18 protein-coding genes are annotated in these 17,718 nt (G+C 45.8%); 13 read left to right on the forward strand and 5 right to left on the reverse strand.

Annotated elements, in window-relative coordinates; all coding sequences use genetic code 11:
• The 9 genes from K0A89_11580 to K0A89_11620 all read left to right on the forward strand — a co-directional run.
• A partial coding sequence (locus K0A89_11580) for a DUF166 domain-containing protein (GenBank protein ID MBW6519126.1) occupies window positions 1–139 on the forward strand: 139 nt, incomplete at its 5' end.
• A 185-nt stretch (window positions 140–324) separates the two neighbouring features.
• The gene (locus tag K0A89_11585; protein ID MBW6519127.1) at window positions 325–2,694 is read left to right on the forward strand and encodes a DUF4040 domain-containing protein; all 2,370 of its coding nucleotides are present in this window, start codon (window positions 325–327) and stop codon (window positions 2,692–2,694) included.
• A complete protein-coding gene (locus K0A89_11590) occupies window positions 2,691–3,107 on the forward strand; it encodes a monovalent cation/H+ antiporter subunit B (protein MBW6519128.1) in 417 nt (138 codons plus the stop codon). Before K0A89_11585 ends, K0A89_11590 begins: the two co-directional genes overlap by 4 nt.
• The gene (locus K0A89_11595; protein MBW6519129.1) at window positions 3,104–3,526 is read left to right on the forward strand and encodes an NADH-quinone oxidoreductase subunit K; all 423 of its coding nucleotides are present in this window, start codon (window positions 3,104–3,106) and stop codon (window positions 3,524–3,526) included. Before K0A89_11590 ends, K0A89_11595 begins: the two co-directional genes overlap by 4 nt.
• Complete coding sequence (locus tag K0A89_11600; GenBank protein ID MBW6519130.1) at window positions 3,523–5,064, forward strand: cation:proton antiporter; 1,542 nt, start codon at window positions 3,523–3,525, stop codon at window positions 5,062–5,064. Before K0A89_11595 ends, K0A89_11600 begins: the two co-directional genes overlap by 4 nt.
• A complete protein-coding gene (locus K0A89_11605; protein ID MBW6519131.1) occupies window positions 5,061–5,555 on the forward strand; it encodes a Na+/H+ antiporter subunit E in 495 nt (164 codons plus the stop codon). Before K0A89_11600 ends, K0A89_11605 begins: the two co-directional genes overlap by 4 nt.
• Complete coding sequence (locus K0A89_11610) at window positions 5,552–5,818, forward strand: cation:proton antiporter (protein MBW6519132.1); 267 nt, start codon at window positions 5,552–5,554, stop codon at window positions 5,816–5,818. The genes K0A89_11605 and K0A89_11610 overlap by 4 nt, the downstream gene beginning before the upstream one ends.
• A 5-nt stretch (window positions 5,819–5,823) precedes the next feature.
• Window positions 5,824–6,165 (forward strand): monovalent cation/H(+) antiporter subunit G, encoded by a 342-nt coding sequence (gene mnhG / locus K0A89_11615; GenBank protein ID MBW6519133.1) that lies wholly within the window; start codon window positions 5,824–5,826, stop codon window positions 6,163–6,165.
• A 24-nt stretch (window positions 6,166–6,189) separates the two neighbouring features.
• The gene (locus K0A89_11620; GenBank protein ID MBW6519134.1) at window positions 6,190–7,446 is read left to right on the forward strand and encodes an NADP-dependent malic enzyme; all 1,257 of its coding nucleotides are present in this window, start codon (window positions 6,190–6,192) and stop codon (window positions 7,444–7,446) included.
• A 76-nt stretch (window positions 7,447–7,522) separates the two neighbouring features.
• On the opposite strand, the gene K0A89_11625 is transcribed toward K0A89_11620, so the two are convergent.
• Window positions 7,523–8,125, reverse strand: a complete 603-nt coding sequence (locus K0A89_11625) for a hypothetical protein (protein MBW6519135.1) — start codon at window positions 8,123–8,125, stop codon at window positions 7,523–7,525.
• Window positions 8,126–8,523: 398 nt separating this feature from the next.
• On the opposite strand from K0A89_11625, the gene mdh reads away from it, so the two are divergent.
• From mdh to K0A89_11645, 4 genes are all read left to right on the forward strand, one after another.
• Window positions 8,524–9,447: a malate dehydrogenase gene (mdh, locus tag K0A89_11630; GenBank protein MBW6519136.1), complete on the forward strand. Its 924-nt coding sequence runs from the start codon at window positions 8,524–8,526 to the stop codon at window positions 9,445–9,447.
• Complete coding sequence (locus tag K0A89_11635) at window positions 9,444–10,283, forward strand: fumarate hydratase (GenBank protein MBW6519137.1); 840 nt, start codon at window positions 9,444–9,446, stop codon at window positions 10,281–10,283. Before mdh ends, K0A89_11635 begins: the two co-directional genes overlap by 4 nt.
• A complete protein-coding gene (locus K0A89_11640; GenBank protein MBW6519138.1) occupies window positions 10,276–10,851 on the forward strand; it encodes a FumA C-terminus/TtdB family hydratase beta subunit in 576 nt (191 codons plus the stop codon). The genes K0A89_11635 and K0A89_11640 overlap by 8 nt, the downstream gene beginning before the upstream one ends.
• Window positions 10,852–10,967: 116 nt before the next feature.
• Window positions 10,968–11,582, forward strand: coding sequence for a rhomboid family intramembrane serine protease (locus tag K0A89_11645; protein ID MBW6519139.1), 615 nt, complete (start codon window positions 10,968–10,970; stop codon window positions 11,580–11,582).
• Between the two features lies 1 nt (window position 11,583).
• Here the strand turns inward: K0A89_11645 and larA are convergent, their stop codons facing one another.
• The 4 genes from larA to K0A89_11665 form a co-directional block, all read right to left on the reverse strand.
• Window positions 11,584–12,831: a nickel-dependent lactate racemase gene (gene larA, locus K0A89_11650; GenBank protein MBW6519140.1), complete on the reverse strand. Its 1,248-nt coding sequence runs from the start codon at window positions 12,829–12,831 to the stop codon at window positions 11,584–11,586.
• Window positions 12,832–12,964: 133 nt separating this feature from the next.
• Complete coding sequence (glmM, locus tag K0A89_11655) at window positions 12,965–14,278, reverse strand: phosphoglucosamine mutase (protein MBW6519141.1); 1,314 nt, start codon at window positions 14,276–14,278, stop codon at window positions 12,965–12,967.
• 9 nt (window positions 14,279–14,287) lie between these two features.
• The gene (gene glmS, locus K0A89_11660) at window positions 14,288–16,117 is read right to left on the reverse strand and encodes a glutamine--fructose-6-phosphate transaminase (isomerizing) (protein ID MBW6519142.1); all 1,830 of its coding nucleotides are present in this window, start codon (window positions 16,115–16,117) and stop codon (window positions 14,288–14,290) included.
• 31 nt (window positions 16,118–16,148) lie between these two features.
• A complete protein-coding gene (locus tag K0A89_11665) occupies window positions 16,149–17,357 on the reverse strand; it encodes an NTP transferase domain-containing protein (GenBank protein ID MBW6519143.1) in 1,209 nt (402 codons plus the stop codon).
• Between the last annotated feature and the right edge of the window lie 361 nt (window positions 17,358–17,718).

Below are 17,718 nucleotides of genomic sequence, written 5' to 3' on the forward strand. Positions count from 1 at the left end.
AGCACCTGCCAGGGCAGGATTGTTGGTGCAGCAATACCCCTGCCGGGCTGTCAGGGGGACCGGAGGCGGGATACATCGCTCGGCAGAATTGCACAAAAAGGCAATAGAAGACTCAATTGAAGATAATTCAAGTCCATAAAACTCTATGGCCTCAATACCCTCTGTGGTTTATCCTAAAGCTGAGCCAAACAAATACAAGAATATCCCCCTACGGTCGGATTAACATGAGTACACAATGTTATACTTTATGCACAACCAGAAAATGAATCACATAATATTGCTTATTCTGTAACTATTAAATAGTATAAAACAATAAAAGAGCCCATGGATTCGTCAACCCTAATAATGCTGGCAATATTCATTCCTTTTATTTTTGCTTTTTTGGTTCCTGTTGCATCAAAACTCCTGAAACAACGCATCGGCTGGTTTGCAGTGGCCACTGCAATCCTTACCCTGTCACTGATTCTCAAAATAATGCCGATAATTATCCATGGCGATACAATTTTCGGGGAGATTACCTGGCTGCCCACTGCCGGACTCACGTTCAATGTATATGCTGATGGTCTAAGTACCCTCATAGGACTCCTGGCATCAGGTATTGGTGTCATAATAATGACCTACTCCATTGGCTACATGTCAACCAAAGAGGACCTCCCCAGATATTACCAGTATCTGCTTCTCTTCATGGGTTCAATGATAGGAATGGTATTCTCGGCCAATACCATACAGTTGTTCATCTTCTGGGAACTCACCAGTTTCACGTCCTTTTTGCTGATAGGATACTGGAACGACAAAACCGAATCCATCTACGGGGCAACAAAAGCACTGGTCCTTACGGCCATTGGCGGACTGGTGATGCTGGCCGGGTTCCTGCTCCTCCAGGTGATGACCGGAACGTTTGACATTCCCACCATACTCCATGATGAATCCTTGATAAAGGCCATACACGGCCATGAACTGTTCTTTATAACCCTCCTCCTGATATTCATAGGCGCCGCTGCAAAATCAGCGCAGGGTCCATTCTATATCTGGCTTCCCAATGCCATGGAAGCCCCCACCCCGGTCAGTGCCTTTTTACATTCCGCAACAATGGTCAAGGCAGGAATATATCTCGTTGCCAGGATGCACCCTCTTTTTGCCGGAACCGATGCCTGGTTCATTCTTGTAAGCGGTACCGGCATGGTCACCATGGTCGCTGCCGGGTTTTTAGCATTCAGGCAGACCGACATCAAAGCCATTCTTGCATATTCCACCATCAGCCAGCTTGCCTATATTATGACAATGTACGGTTACACCACGTACCATGAACCTGGTATCGGTGTGGCTGCGGCTACGTTCCACCTGGTTAACCATGCAACTTTCAAGGCCTGTTTATTCCTTGTTGCCGGTATCGTGGCACATGAAGCTGCCACCAGGGATATCAGGAAACTGGGTGGACTGAGAAAAGAGATGCCGATTACATTCATCATTGCATCCATCGGAGCTCTGGCTATGGCCGGGTTGCCGCCGTTCAATGGATTCCTCAGCAAGGAGATGTTCTATGAATCTTCCCTTGAAATGGGTGCAGCCCTGGGTTCACCTTTTACGATACTGCTCCCTGCCATTGCAATAATGGGAGGCGTGCTTACATTCGCATACTCAATTAAATTAATAGACGGTATTTTCCTCGGCAGGCGGCAGTCAAAAGGTCTGCCGGAACACATCCATGACCCTCCGGCGGTCATGCTCATTCCCGCAGCGTTCCTTGCAGTACTGGTCATCCTGTTCGGGCTTGTCCCGTCCATACCGGTAAATATCATTGTTGAACCCACCACAGCAGGGATTTTACTTGAGCCTGCTGAACTCCACGTTAAGATGTGGCACGGTTTTACAGCACCTTTGATGATGACGATCATAACTTTCATCTTCGGGCTCGGAATATACTCAAGATATGATGCGATTGCTGCCTGGCAGGACCGGTTCAACCTGAAGCACCCGAAAATCAGCGTCAATTATTATTACGACCTGATGGTCAATAATGCCAGAACCAGTGCCCATACACTATCAGCTATCAGCCAGCCCGGGACCATCAAGACCTACATGAGCGCACTTATCGTCACTATGGTAGTGCTGGTAGGGATACCAATTATCCTGCTGGGTGCCGATATAATCCCGCAGTCATTGAATTTTGATATTGCCATCTATGAAGTGCTCATAATGCTGTTCATGGTAATTGCGGGGATCGCAGCCGCCTTACTGCCGGCTTACCTGCCTGCCATCATAGCATTATCCACACTGGGCTACCTTGTAAGCTTGCTGTTCATATACTTGAAAGCTCCAGACCTGGCATTGACACAGGTACTCGTTGAGACATTATCCACCATCATCTTCCTGCTCGTAATTGTGAAAATACCGCAAAAGTTCAAAGAGCGCATACCTGCGACAACCCTGTTCAGGGACCTCATAATTGCGGGAGCAGTTGCCAGTACGGTATTTATTATACTCATTAATGCAACACAGGGGATCATACCACCATTTGAATCCCTGTCACATTATTTCATTGAGAACAGTATGACACTTGCAGGCGGAAAGAATGTTGTCAATGTCATCATTGTTGATTTCAGGGGTTATGATACCCTTGGTGAAATATCGGTATTGTGCCTTGCTGCATTTGGCGTTTACAACCTTATCCACAGCAGAGGTGATAAAACATGACCACACTGATAACAAAGACTATCACGAAAATCTGCCTGCCACTGGTAATCCTATTCTCCATTTCCTTGCTGCTGGCAGGGCATAATAACCCGGGTGGTGGATTTATTGGCGGTGTAATGTTCGCTTCCGTAATAGCGCTATTATATGTGGTTTTAGGGCTTAATTATACCACATCGGTCTTCGATCCTGATTGGAGCAAGTGGTTTGCATTTGGTCTTCTGCTGGCAAGTATTACTGCATTTGCAGCAATACCAGTGGGACATAATTTCTTCAGAAGTGCATTTGAATTCATACATTTTCCTTTTATCGGTGAGATCGAACTGGTATCGGCAGCCCTTTTCGATGTCGGTGTATATTTTGTTGTAATAGGAACACTGCTGTTTATTTTCAAAAACGTGGGTGAAGATACATGAACAACACATTCCTTTCACTGACCATAGCCATCCTGTTCGGTATTGGCACGTTCCTTATTCTGCGTCGGGACATTGTCAGAGTTATCATAGGGCTGGGTATCCTTTCCCATGCAGTGAACGTATTGATAGTATCTGTTGGGATATTTGACGGTACGCGGGTTCCGATACTTTCCGGTTCACATAACGCAACCGAAACAGCGAGTTCGGTTTTCAATGATAATCTGGCCGAAGGTATTTTGAGCCCTGTTATACAGGCAGGTACCCATATAGATTATGTGGACCCGCTGGTACAGGCTCTTGTACTTACTGCCATTGTTATCAGTCTTGCAACAACTGCTTTCATCCTCATACTTGCATACCGTATACATGAAGAGTATGGGACAACTGATATTCGGGAACTCAGGAGGTTATGGGGATGATTTCCCTCTCAGACCATCTCCCCATCTTACTTATCGCCATCCCAATCCTGACATCGGTGATAATGGTATTCCTGAAAGGGAGTCCTGTACTTCAAAAGAACCTGAATGTCTTCATATATCTCTGCCTGGTGATATTTTCCATTATGCTTCTCCAGAAGGTCTGGACCGGTGGTATCATGGTATACGAAGTAGGAGAATGGGGCAAGTATGGAATTATACTTGTTGCCGACCTGCTTAGTTCCGGCATGGTACTCCTGACCCTCATCATCTCGTTCCTATCATTGATATATTCACTGGACTACATTGAAAAAAGGTCATTGAATTCCACCTATCACTCGCTGTTCAACCTGCTGGTGGCAGGCCTTAACGGTTCGTTTTTGACCGGGGACATTTTCAACCTGTTCGTTTTTTTTGAAGTACTTCTCCTGTCTTCCTGTGGTCTTGTGGTCGCAAATGAAAGAGGCGGAGTTACAAAAAGTTCTGATAAAATGGAAGCTACTTTCAAATACCTGGTACTCAGCATGCTGGGTTCCATAGTTATGCTCATCGCCGTTGCATCACTGTATGCGACTATGGGAACGCTGAACATGGCCGATATTGCTGTGAAGGTCAGTGCAGCAAGTGCAGCAGGACCTCTGCCCTGGCATATATTTGCAATTGCCCTCCTGTTCATTGTTGTGTTCGGGAACAAGGCTGCCTTATTCCCGTTTCATTACTGGCTGCCTGATGTTCACCCGACTGCACCCTCTCCCATCAGTGCAATGCTGAGCGGGGTCCTAATCAAGATCGGCGTGTACGGAATGTTGCGGGTATTTTTCCTGATATTCAGTGTTGCTTTGCCCATGTTCCAGCCATTGATAATGTTCATGGCCTTAGCAACTATTGTAATTGGAGCAGTATCAGCAGTCGGACAGACCGATGTCAAGCGTATGCTGGCATATTCAAGTGTAGGCCAGATAGGGTATGTATTCTTAGGTATCGGCATGGGTTCTACGCTGACCATTGCAGCGTCACTGGTATATCTTGTCAATCACGCAGTAGCTAAATCAATGTTGTTCCTGACCTCTGGCGGCATCATACATCATGCAGGAACCCGCGATATGCACAGGATGGGAGGTATGATAAAAAGTGCACCTTTAATGGCCAGTATGTTCCTGGTAGGTGCCATGTCCATATCAGGCATTCCGCCAATGGGCGGTTTCATTGCAAAATTCGTATTATTCAAAGCAGGTATCCAGGATGAATTCTATTTACCGGTTGCCATAGCCTTACTTTTTGCAGTATTTACCCTCTTCTATATGATGCGGGCATGGATGAAAATGTTCTGGGGTACGGCGAATGAAGCAGAGAATCACGGGAATGCCGCATCACATGCTCCGACGCTTTTAATGATAATCCCGATAATCGTTCTTGCCATCATCGTAATTGTGCTGGGATTATATGCAGAACCGTTGCTCGCACTTGCACAGGCCACAGCGGAACAGATAGTAAATCCCCAACCTTACATTGATGCAGTAATGACGAGGAATGTCAGATGAAGCGATATATCTATTATTCGATCCCACTTGGAATCTTATGGTGCTTCGTGCACGGCACAATCAGTATACAGAATTTTTTATTTGGACTGGTGCTTGGGCCGGTCGTTATACGACCATTCAGGGAACTCTACGACTTCGATCAGGAGATATCCTTTAAAAAAGCTGTTGGCAAGATTCCTAAGCAGGTAATATATTTTATAGTACTTATTGTCGAGATTACAAAAGCAAGTATCATGGTATCGAAAATTGTCATCTCGCCAAAGATCGACATTAAACCGGGAATAATAGCTATTCCCCTCAGGACAAAAACAAATGGAGGAATAACAGCTATTGCTAATACCATTACTCTTACTCCAGGTACTCTTACCATAGATGTTGCTGATGACAGGTCTGTACTTTATGTTCATTCCATAGATGCATCAAACCCGGATTCAGTCCGCGCTTCCATACGGGACGACCTTGAGAAATTCGTACTGGAGGCTTTTGAATGAATTCGCTTGTACTTGACTTTTCACTGACATTCATGGTAATTGCCATAATTCCCTGTATCTACAGGGTTGTTAAGGGACCGACCATACCGGACAGGGTTGTTGCCATGGATGCCATGACCACAGTAATTGTAGTAATGCTTGGTGTATACTCATTTGTGCAGGGTTCTGTGTTCTTCATGGATGTGGCACTGGTGCTATCGATCATATCTTTCGTGGGAACGGTAACCATTTCAAAATATCTGGATGAAGGGGTGGTCTTTTGAGTTTCATAGATACTGCATTGAACATCGTAAGTAACATTGTCCTTATTATTGGCCTGGTTTTTGTCTTCCTGGGAATGCTCGGGCTTCTCCGCCTGCCAGATGTTTATAACCGCCTGCATGCGACTACAAAAGTGGCAACACTGGGTGCATTTGGTGTAATGACAAGTATTGTGTTAAATGTAGGATTTACTCCAATTGGCATAAAAGCAATAACAGTCGGATTATTCTTGCTACTGACTGCACCGGTTTCATCGCACATGATAGGACGTGCGGCTAAAAGGCATGGTGTGGAATTATGTCCAGAATCGGTCATTGACGAGTACATTATCACCAGGGAAATGGATTAATAGCATGGACTGAAAGTATATTGCATGAGTGAAAAAGAGTCGGTTTATGAGGAGTCATTAAGGGTACATGAACTGCACCGGGGTGTGCTTGAAGTTGCCAGTAAAGTATCCCTGGATGATATCCATGACCTGAGCATCGACTATACCCCGGGCGTTGCTGAACCCTGCAGGGTCATCCGTGCAGAACCTGATGAGGTATATACCTATACCAGCAAGGGAAATTTTGTTGCCGTGGTCACCGATGGCACGGCTGTTCTGGGGCTGGGGGATATCGGTCCTGCAGCCGCGATGCCTGTAATGGAAGGCAAGGCCATACTATTCAAGGAGCTTGGTGGCGTTGATGCTTTTCCAATATGTCTGGACACAAAGGATACCGAGGAGATCATTAAGACCATAACACATATCGCTCCAACGTTCGGCGGCATTAACCTGGAAGATATCAGTGCACCACGCTGTTTCGAGATAGAGGACAGGTTGCGGCGGGAATTGAACATCCCTGTTTTTCATGACGACCAGCACGGTACTGCGGTGGTTGTCTATGCAGGACTTATTAACGCCCTGAAGATCGTGAAGAAAGACGTCAATGCCATCAGGGTGGTAATAAGTGGTGCCGGTGCAGCAGGTATTGCCATCGCGCTTATCCTGATAAGAGCAGGTGTAAGGGATATTATAATCTGTGATAGCAGGGGGATAATCCACCAATCCCGCAGGGAGGGAATGAACTCCATGAAATTTCTGCTAGCTGGCCTGACAAACATCCGTAGCATTATAGGAAAACTGGACAATGCCATGCAGGGTGCTGATGTGTTCATCGGTGTATCCGTAGCCGGTATTGTGTCTAAGGATATGGTTCGTAGCATGGCTTCTGACTCTATTGTATTCGCTATGGCCAATCCGAACCCTGAGATCATGCCGGAAGATGCAATTGAAGCCGGAGCACGGCTGGTTGCCACTGGTCGTTCAGATTATCCCAACCAGGTGAACAACGTGCTGGGGTTCCCCGGCATCTTCAGGGGTGCGCTGGATACCCGGTCAAAAGATATTAATATTGAAATGAAGATGGCCGCAGCAAGGGCGCTTGCGGACATAATTACCGATTCGGAACTGGATAAGAATCTCATTTTACCCGGACCACTGGATAAACGCGTGGTGCCTGTTGTTGCAGCAGCAGTAGCAAAAGCATCAATCCTGAGCGGAGCAGCAAGAGTTACCCCCCATCCTGATGAGGTTGCTAGATACGCTAAGAAGTTTGTTGAGCATAGCAAAATGCACCATAGATAGTGGCGATAACATAATTGTACTGCTATTAAAAAATATATGCCGGATTAGTAATATTAAAATCGCATTACTTAATAAACTATTTTCGCTCACTGCTCATGGGATAAGATAATATTACCAGAGAAGATTTATATCCATCCAGATTTTGATCCATCAATTCCGATATGTTACCATGATATGAAATAATATCCTTTTTTTGATTTGCTACATATGAATCAATAAAATCCCCTGTCATAATAAGAACAAATACAAGCGTAAGAAATATTAAGATTATCTTGGAAGAGGATAAGAATGGATAGCCATAAATTGCCTGTATATTTGCCTGGACTGCCATTATACCTCCTATCGCAAGGGCGGCCAAGAACCCATTGGTGCTCCAGTAATCTTTTTTGTTTGAATGAATGTACGAAAGAAACACCAGTAACAGGATGACAAGGGTTGCCCATAATTTGAAGACGATGAACATACCAGGACCATGGGTGGAATACATTTGACTGAAAAAGGCATTTGATTCGGCACTGACACCTTTTACGTTCATAAGAAAAGCACCGGTCAATGCATCACCAAGGCCGAAGGTAGAGAATGCCAGAATATAGAGAAAAGGCTGAATTGAATTTTGTCCGATATTGTTTTTGCAATAAAGTACAAAATCAATTAATCCTTTTCGGTCGTTTTTTTTCATCTGACATCGCTCTTCGGGTTTGTTATCATCATTATGCTAATGATGACATATCCATACAATAATAGTATATCCAAGTATAAAAATATATCCTTTATAAAAAATAGTTCGGGAAAATTTTGATTGATTTTATTCAAAATACGTAATTTATTACATACAAATTATATTGGAACATTTAATTCTATCATTGATTTTGGCTATTAGGAAGAGTACCTTCCTGAATTGAATTCTACTACTTTATATGATTTATGACGATGGCGAAAAATCGCTGTACATTTAAATGATTTAAGTAAGAGTGTCAAAAAGCATCAACACAATCTATAACCATGAAAAGACTGTATATACCAAAAATTTACCTTTCATCATGGTAATAATTTCACCAACGACAGGAGGATTAAAAGTTGAAGAAAATCACAGTAGTAGGTGCAGGGTTCGTAGGAGCCACCACAGTCCAGCGTATTGCAGAAAAAGAACTGGGTGATGTGGTTATGACAGACATCATTGAAGGCTTGCCCCAGGGTAAAGCACTGGACCTGATGGAATCAGCACCCATTGAAGGTTTTAATGTTGAGGTGCTGGGTACCAACGACTACAAAGATATTGAAGGTTCAGACGTCGTGGTAATAACTGCTGGAATTGCCCGAAAACCTGGTATGACCCGCGATGACCTTGTCAAGATCAACAGCACTATTGTCAGTGAAGTGTGCGAGAATATCAAGAAATATGCACCTGAGTCCATTGTGATAGTGGTCACCAACCCCCTTGACATCATGACCTATATTGCCCTGAAAAAGACCGGATTCCACCCGAGCAGGGTGCTCGGCATGAGCGGAGTGCTGGATTCGGCAAGGTTTGCAACTTTTGTTGCCATGGAACTGGGCTGTTCGCCAAAAGATGTTGACGCTATGGTTCTCGGGGGGCATGGAGATACCATGGTCCCTCTCCCCAGGCACACCACAGTATCAGGGGTACCGATCACTGAATTGATGGACGAAGCAACCATTGACATGCTGGTCGAGCGAACCGTAAATGGAGGTGCCGAGATCGTTGAACTCCTCAAGACCGGAAGTGCTTTTTATGCACCGTCTGCAGCCATTTCGGTCATGGTAGAGTCTATCGTACGTGACCAGCATCGCATTCTGCCGGCAGCGGTCTATCTGCATGGCCAGTACGGACATGACGGGATATACCTGGGCGTTCCCGTGAAACTCGGGCAACAGGGTGTGGAAGCAATATTAGAACTTGATCTTACTGAGTCAGAGCAAGCTATGCTGGATAAATCTGCCGAGGTTGTCAAGATAGGAATTTCAACACTGGGAATATGAGTACGCTGAATAATCTATCCGTATCAGATGCCGTTGAAGGAATTATCAGGCAGGCCCAGACATGCCTGCCGGGTGATGTCATGGGAGCCCTGGAAAATGCCAGAGATAGGGAATCTGAAGGTCGTGCGAAAGCCCAGATTGATGCAATACTCAAGAACATACGTATCGCAGATACCAGGACTATCCCCATGTGCCAGGATACCGGTATCCTTGTCTTTTTTGTTGAGATGGGGAGGGATGTTTGCATTGATTTTAACCTGGATGAAGCAATCAGGCAGGGCGTGAGGAAGGCAACGAAAAGCGTACCGCTCCGTCCAAATACAGTTGAGCCCTTGACCAGGCATAATTCGGGTGATAACACGGGAGACGGCCTGCCAGATATTAATTATTCTTTTGTTGACGGTACGGCCATAACGATCACAGTAGCCCCAAAGGGGGCGGGTTCTGAGAATATGAGTGCTATCCGGATGCTGAAGCCTTCTCAGGTGGATAGTGTCAAACAGTTCGTGGTCGAGACTGTTTTCAGGGCTGGAGGTATGCCCTGCCCGCCCATCATCGTGGGTGTGGGTATCGGTGGCAGTTTTGATAAAGCTGCCAGGCTGGCCAAGCACTCGCTCCTGCGTGAGCTCAATGATATGGACGAGTTTGAGTTGGAAATACTGGAAGCGATCAATTCACTGGAAATCGGTCCTATGGGACTGGGCGGGCGTACCACTGCGCTGGCTGTGCATGTTGAAAAGGCACATTGCCATACTGCCTCGCTCCCTGTTGCAGTGAACATCCAGTGCTGGGCCAACCGGCATGCATCAGTGACCCTGGAGGGAGGACATGACTGAGCATCACCTGACCACACCCCTGAACCTTGATTCTATCGTAGGGCTGAAGGCGGGGGACATTGTGTATATCTCTGGAATCATTCATACAGCAAGGGACGAGGCGCACCTGAGAATACTGGAATGGACTGCAAAAGGAAAAGAGCTGCCATTTGACCTGGAGGGGGCAGTCTTGTATCATTGCGGGCCGCTGATGAAGCGGGAAGGGGACGGCTGGCGTGCAGTGGCAGCAGGACCGACCACCAGCGACAGGATGACAGACATGACACCCGAACTGCTTGATAATTATATGGTCAGGGCAATTATCGGCAAAGGTGGGATGAAGGATATCGCTCCGGTATTGAAAGACCGGTGTGTGTACCTGGCATATACGGGCGGGTGTGCGGCACTGACCATGGATATGATCAAACGTGTAAAGGGTGTGCACTGGCCTGACCTGGGAATGCCTGAGGCTGTGTGGGTGCTGGAAATGGAGGATTTCGGGCCGCTTATTGTGGGTGTGGATGCAAAAGGCCGGGACCTGTTCGGTGAGGTTATGGAACGGGCAGGGAAAACATGTGGAATTGTATGATATCATGCTCAGGCATCTATGCTGGAATATGTGGTATTCTCGCGGTTCATGGGAACAATGACATTTTTAGCGACCGATTAAGATATATATAAAAATATCATTAACTGTTCATAAAAATGAAACTGACATATTTTCTCATATTGCTATGCAGTAGTATGAGCCTGTACGCCTGGACCAATCCTGACATTACCCTGGCCTTTAGCCTGGTGAATCTGGTTAACGGCAATTATTATACCTTGCTGACCGCTATTTTTGTTCATGGTGATTATCTTCACCTTGCAGGCAATATGGTATTTCTCTTTTTGTTCGGTACCTTTCTTGAAGATGAGGTCGGTGCGTTTCGAACAGGGGTTGCTTTTATAACGGGAGGGACTATTACGTTCCTCCTGAGCATTCCATTTTATCCGAATTCAGATATGGTTGGAGCGTCTGCTGCCATTTTTACCCTGATGGCTGTTGTATTGCTTGTCAGGGAGCCAGGTCTTTCCGGTCGGTTCCTTTCTCCGATCGGACCCCTTGCCATTCTTTTCTTCATTTTTAACCTGGTCGATATTCAATCCGGGACATTGGGGAATGTGGCATATATATCCCACGCGATAGGTTTTGTTTTAGGTCTTTTTATGGGTGCAGGCTGGAATAAAGAATGGAAAGAAAGCCTGGTTTTTACTCTCCTGTTATTGACGGTATATATGATGGTGTATAATTTCCTGATAATGGCGTATGGGCATTAATCTAGTGAGATTTCCCCACAACAAGCGTGCTCCCGCCATACGGAACCACCACTACCCGCGCATCCGGCCCATACTTTGCAGCTGCATTGTCAAATGCTTCCTGCAGGCTGGATGCCGGATGAAAGTACGCCTTTTTTGCTATATCTGCCGGCAGGTCTGACACCAGGTAAAGCTCGAATTCCCCTGCCAGTTTACCTATCAGCGCAGCTTTATGCCCTCCCTGGATAAAGCCGTGTTTGAGCCGCTCAATAGCATCCTGCGGGCCAGAGGTACCATCCAGCCAGTGCTCATATACCTTATCACCCAATCCCTCGATGCACTGGGCAACCAGAATAATAGCCCCGCCAGGCCTCACCGCAGCCTTCACATGCTCAAGCGCCTTGTGAGACTGGAACAGGTTGATATCCTTAGGCCAGCCACCCTGCGACACTACCACGATATCTGCCGGCTCGACCTCCCGCCTGTATATGGCATCCACCATAGCAGCCCCCGCTCTGTGTGCTTTGACAGGATGACCTGCCACCGCACCTACGATCTGCTTGTCGGTGTCCAGTATGACGTTCAGGATAAAGTCAACCCCAAGGATATTCCCTGCTTCCTCCAGGTCGGCCCGTACAGGGCAGCCGGGATTACCGGGGGCTGTACCCTGTTCTATCATACGGGCATGGTTGGCCTCAATGGACCGGCGTGAACTGACACCTGGCAGCACAGCCTTAAGACCGCCGGTATATCCTGCAAAATAGTGGTGCTCGATATTGCCCGTGCAGATGACTATGTCAGACCGGGTCACGGGTTCGAATATCTCTACGGGCGTGCCGAGGCTGGTAGTACCGAGATGGTCGCATTGTTCAATATTGTGGTCAATGCACCGATATTCCCGGTAGGTAGCCAGGCCCACGATATCTTGTTTTTCTTCTTCTGTATGGCACCGGTGGATACCCAGTGCAAAGATGATAGTAATATCCTTTTTTTCCACGTTTACAGCCAGTAATTTATTGATTATAGGGGGCAGCATCAATGCTGTCGGGACCGGGCGGGTGGTATCGCTGACGATGATGGATACTTTGTCTCCTGTCTGGACTATTTTTCCCAGGCGCTCCCTGCCGATTGGTGCTTGCAGTGCTTTAAGGATGACTGTTCCAGGGTCTGGTGGTACGGTTGTTTTATTGGGAATTACCGTTTCCACGGAGTACGTTCCCGGGATGTCCAATGATACTGTGGTGTTTCCGAATGGTAGTTCCAGCTTCATGGTTCTTGGTTTTAGATTATTTTTTTTGGATTGCTTGATTTTGTTAAATGTTCAGGTTATTATTAGTGGCTGAATAGTCACAATGAAACATTAATTCCATCTGGATATTCAGTGTACCATACCAATAGTCCCCTTAATCACACGTCGTCCCAATAGCCAACTTCACAATACGGCATACAGCATGGAACAGCTCATCCACATCCGTCCTGCTCTCAGCAGTGATCCTTATCTTAGGCTCGGTGCCTGACGGCCTCACCAGCACCCATCCACCGTCAACCTCCACCCTGATACCATCAATGTCGTTGACCTCACCCATTGAAGATAATTCTGAGTAAACCACTGCCATAACCTCTTCCTTTCGTTCATTCGCACAGGCAGCACCCGTTCTCCTGGTCTGGTAAGTAGGCAATACGTCCACCATTTCTGAAAGGCTCCCGCGCCCCACTATCTCGATCAACCTGGCTGCCGCATAGATACCATCTGGGCAGAATGACAATCTCGGGAATATCCAGCTTCCAGATGGCTCACCCCCAAAACCGGCTCCGACCTGTTTCATTGCTTCTGCCACATAGACATCACCAACCCTGCTCCGTGTGACCTTTGCGCCGGGCAGGGCATCGTCCACCACCATTGAAGTGTCCACCGGCACAACAATACTATCAGCATCTTCACGGGCAGCAAATAGAGCCAGTAACTGGTCCCCACCGACGAACCTGCCCTTATCATCCACTGCCATCATCCGGTCTGCATCACCATCATGGGCGATGCCCAGATTAGCACCACAATCCTGCACAGTCCTCATAAGCAGTCCCAGGTTCGCTTCCTTAGGTTCTGGGTCACGTGCAGGAAAATGCCCGTCTAATTGTGAATTCAAGGCAAGCACCCGGCACCCCAGCATTCGAAGCAATATAGGTGTGATAACAGAACCTGCACCACTGCCGCAATCTACCACTACCCTGGGTGAATTTTCAAAGGGCGAAACCATGTCAATGATAGCCTTTATATGGTCTTCGACTCCCATTTCATAGAGACGGGACGTTCCGATGCCGTCCCAATCTGACAGTGCATAACCATTGGATTGAACAGCCTGTTCGATCTCACGTTGCTGCTGGCTGTCAAAGGCCATCCCGTCAGGATTCCATAGCTTGATCCCGATATCACTTGCAGGATTGTGTGAGGCCGTTATCATCACTCCCACATCAAAGTTCCTTGCTGCATATGCCAGAGTAGGTGTAGGTACCACACCCAGCCGCGTCACATGAACTCCGGCAGACATCAGGCCAGCCGATACAGCCTCTTCTATCATGATCCCTGCCACCCTGGGGTCCCGGGCAATAACTGCTCTTGACCTGCCCTTACCTGCGGCTTTACCGACATTCAATGCCAGTTGTGGCGTAACATCGACATTTGTCAACCCCCTGATACCTGATGAGCCAAACAGTTTCATTCTATCACCCTATTCCACGGTCACGCTCTTAGCAAGATTCCGTGGTTTGTCAATGGAACATTTTCGTTCCAATGCCGTATAATAAGCCAGCAGCTGGACAACCACGGTAGTAAGCAGGGGAGTTAAAATAAAATCCGTTTTTGGGACGGTCAGGACCACATCCACGTACTTGGCAATCTCTTCATCATCCGAATCAGCAATTGCAATCACCGATGCATCACGTGATTTTACCTCTTTGATGTTGCTGAGTATCTTGTCATACGTGTGGCCCTGCGGTGCTATGGCAACCACCGGTACATCTTCTGATATCAGGGCAAGGGGACCGTGTTTTAATTCGCCTGCAGCATACCCTTCGGCATGTATGTAGGATATCTCTTTTAATTTCAGCGCACCTTCAAGTGCTATGGGATAATTGATATTACGACCGATAAAGAAATAATCCTTTGAGCCAGCGAACCGGATTGCACATTGTTGTATTTTATCTCTTTCACTAAGAATCCTGCTAACATATCCTGGAATTTTACGTAATTCAGATAAAAGTTTACCTACCCTGTCAGCATCCATCATCGAGCGTGCCCTTGCAAAATGGATAACAAGAAGATAGAGCACTACAAGCTGTGAAATGAACGATTTGGTGGCAGCAACCCCTATCTCAGGCCCTGCCCTGGTATATATGACATTTGATGCTTCTCTTGATAGTGTACTACCGACCATATTGGTAATGGCCAGTGTAAGACAACCGTATGAGGTAGCTTCCCGTACTGCTGCCAGGGTATCTGCTGTCTCACCTGATTGTGAAATGGCTATGACCAGGGTGGAGGGTGCTAAAACAGGATTGGAATACCTGAACTCTGAACCATTATCCACATCCGTATGGATACCGGTCAAACCTTCGAACAGGTACTTTCCCAGTAAACCCGCATTGAATGACGTTCCGCAGGCTACTATTTCAATTCGTTCAATATTTTGAATGTGTGCTTTATCCAGGCCAAGTTCCTCGAATGTGACATCCCCTTCGAGTTCCTTCAGCCTGCCTGCCATAGTTTCATGAATGGAATTGGTCTGTTCATATATCTCCTTGAGCATGAAATGAGGATAGCCCGCTTTCTCAGCAGCTTCAAGGTCCCACTGGATAATATGTTCTTCTTTGGTCAAAAGATTTCCCTTAGGGTCAAACACCTGTACGGAGTCTTTTTTGACCCTGACCATCTCCAGGTTTTCCAGGTAAATGACCCGGTTGGTATATTTTAAGATAGCAGGTATATCAGAAGCAATAAAATTCTCATGCTCACTCAGACCTAAGATCAGGGGACTATCCTTCCTGGCAGCCATTAGTTCATGTGGGTGTTCTTCGCATAGCACTGCCAGGGCATAGGAACCATGGACTTCTCCGAGCGCTGACCTTATTGAAGACGCAAGGTCGCCGGAATTATTTACATAATATTTGTATATCAGGTGGGCTAACACTTCGGTATCAGTATCTGAAACAAACACATAACCTTCTGATTCAAGTTTTTCTTTTAATTCCAGGTAATTTTCAATAATGCCATTATGCACAACACTGATGTTGCCAGACACGTGTGGATGTGCATTTATTGTATTGGGTTTCCCATGAGTGGCCCACCTGGTATGGCCAATACCTATGCGTGCAGGAAATTCAGGCAATATTTTTTCAAGGCATGATATTTCCCCTTCGGTCTTAAATACATGTGATTTGCCTTCACAATCCAGTAAGGCCAGACCTGCAGAATCATATCCCCTGTATTCAAGTTTTTTAAGGGATTCGATAAGGATACTGACCGCATCCCGTTCTCCTATATAGCCGACTATGCCGCACATTGTTTTTTAGTTCATCCACCTTAGTTTCATTTTATATCATTATCGAGTCGCTGGGCAGGTCCTTTGAGATAATTATTCCTGATGAAACACTGCATCCGGTGGCAACCATCCTCCCAGGCTCGATGAGTACTCTATGCTGGATATCGTTCCCATCACCGATCACTGTTCCCAATTTATCTGCCTTATGAAGAATACCATTTATTTCAATCAACAGATTCTCTCCTGTTTGAGTAATAAAATGCGAACCGATACTATTATGTGAACCGATAATGGAGTTGGATATATATGAAAAAGCACCGATCCTCGTATCGTTCATAAAGATACTGTTCTTGATATGGACCGATGATTCCACTGTTGAATTATTGCCTATGGTGGTGGAAGGAAGTATTACGGTATTTGGTCCGATATCACAGTTCTTTCCAATCACGACCGGCCCTATAATATATGAACCTGAACGAATGATGGTATTTGTTCCGATAATGACATTGCCCTTTACCACAGCACCTTCTTCAATCGTTCCATGCATTATCGATTTTTCACAACGCTCCAGCAAGGAGGCATTGGCACGAAGCAGGTCCCAAGAATGTACTGCATCTATCCATGTGGATTTTGAATATACAACACTGATGGTCTTGCCTGTATCTATCATAGTCTGTATGGTATCGGTTATGGCATATTCTCCTGTCTCAGACACAGACGTGGCTTTAATGTATTCGAACACATCAGGTTTGAATATGTATATTCCTGTATTCACATTATGACTCAGGTCCTCCATGGGCTTTTCAACAATCTTGAGCACCCGGTTCTTATCTGATACCACCACGCCATAACCTCTGGTTTTAACCCGTGTTACGGTCAATACCGTTGCATCTCCTGAATGACCTTCCAGGATATCAGAAATTGTACCTGATTCGACAATATTATCGCCATTCAGCACGATGAACTCATCGTCAATATGCTGAGCTACCTTCTTGATAGCATGAGCGGTACCAAGTTGTCCTTTTTGTTCAACATACGTGATGTTTACTCCCAGTTTCACACCGTCCTGGAAATAATCCATGATGCGCTCTTTTTTGTATCCAACAACAATGATAATATCGATAATCCCACACTGAGCGAGGGCATTGATAACATGTTCCAATATCGGTTTGTTTGCAGCAAAAAGCATTACCTTGGAACGGGTAAGCGTTAATGGCTTACATCTTTGCCCTTCTCCTGCTGCAAGAATTACTGCTTTCATACAAATTCATACCTATAATATCTCCGAACAATATAAATCATTGGATAATTACTAAATATAATATACTCCAGTTATATACATCAGTTCCGGCATAAAACGAATATAATTTAAGGATAGAATGGCACTATCCCATAATCTAGTGATTTCTTCAATTTTTTGCAAACGAAATCAACCAATCTGTTAATTATACTTCTTTTACCTTCCTTGATCGTTAAAATTATGCCTCATCTCACGATAAACTTAAAAAAAAAGTAGACAGTATTCCCTCTAAAAGCATAAATCTCGTTAGCACAAGCTCATCTGAAACAAACTCAACCCACCACATATCAATGAATTGAGAAAGGTCTAAACAATTTGAACA

The organism is ANME-2 cluster archaeon (assembly GCA_019429385.1).
Lineage (GTDB): Archaea > Halobacteriota > Methanosarcinia > Methanosarcinales > Methanocomedenaceae > Methanocomedens_B.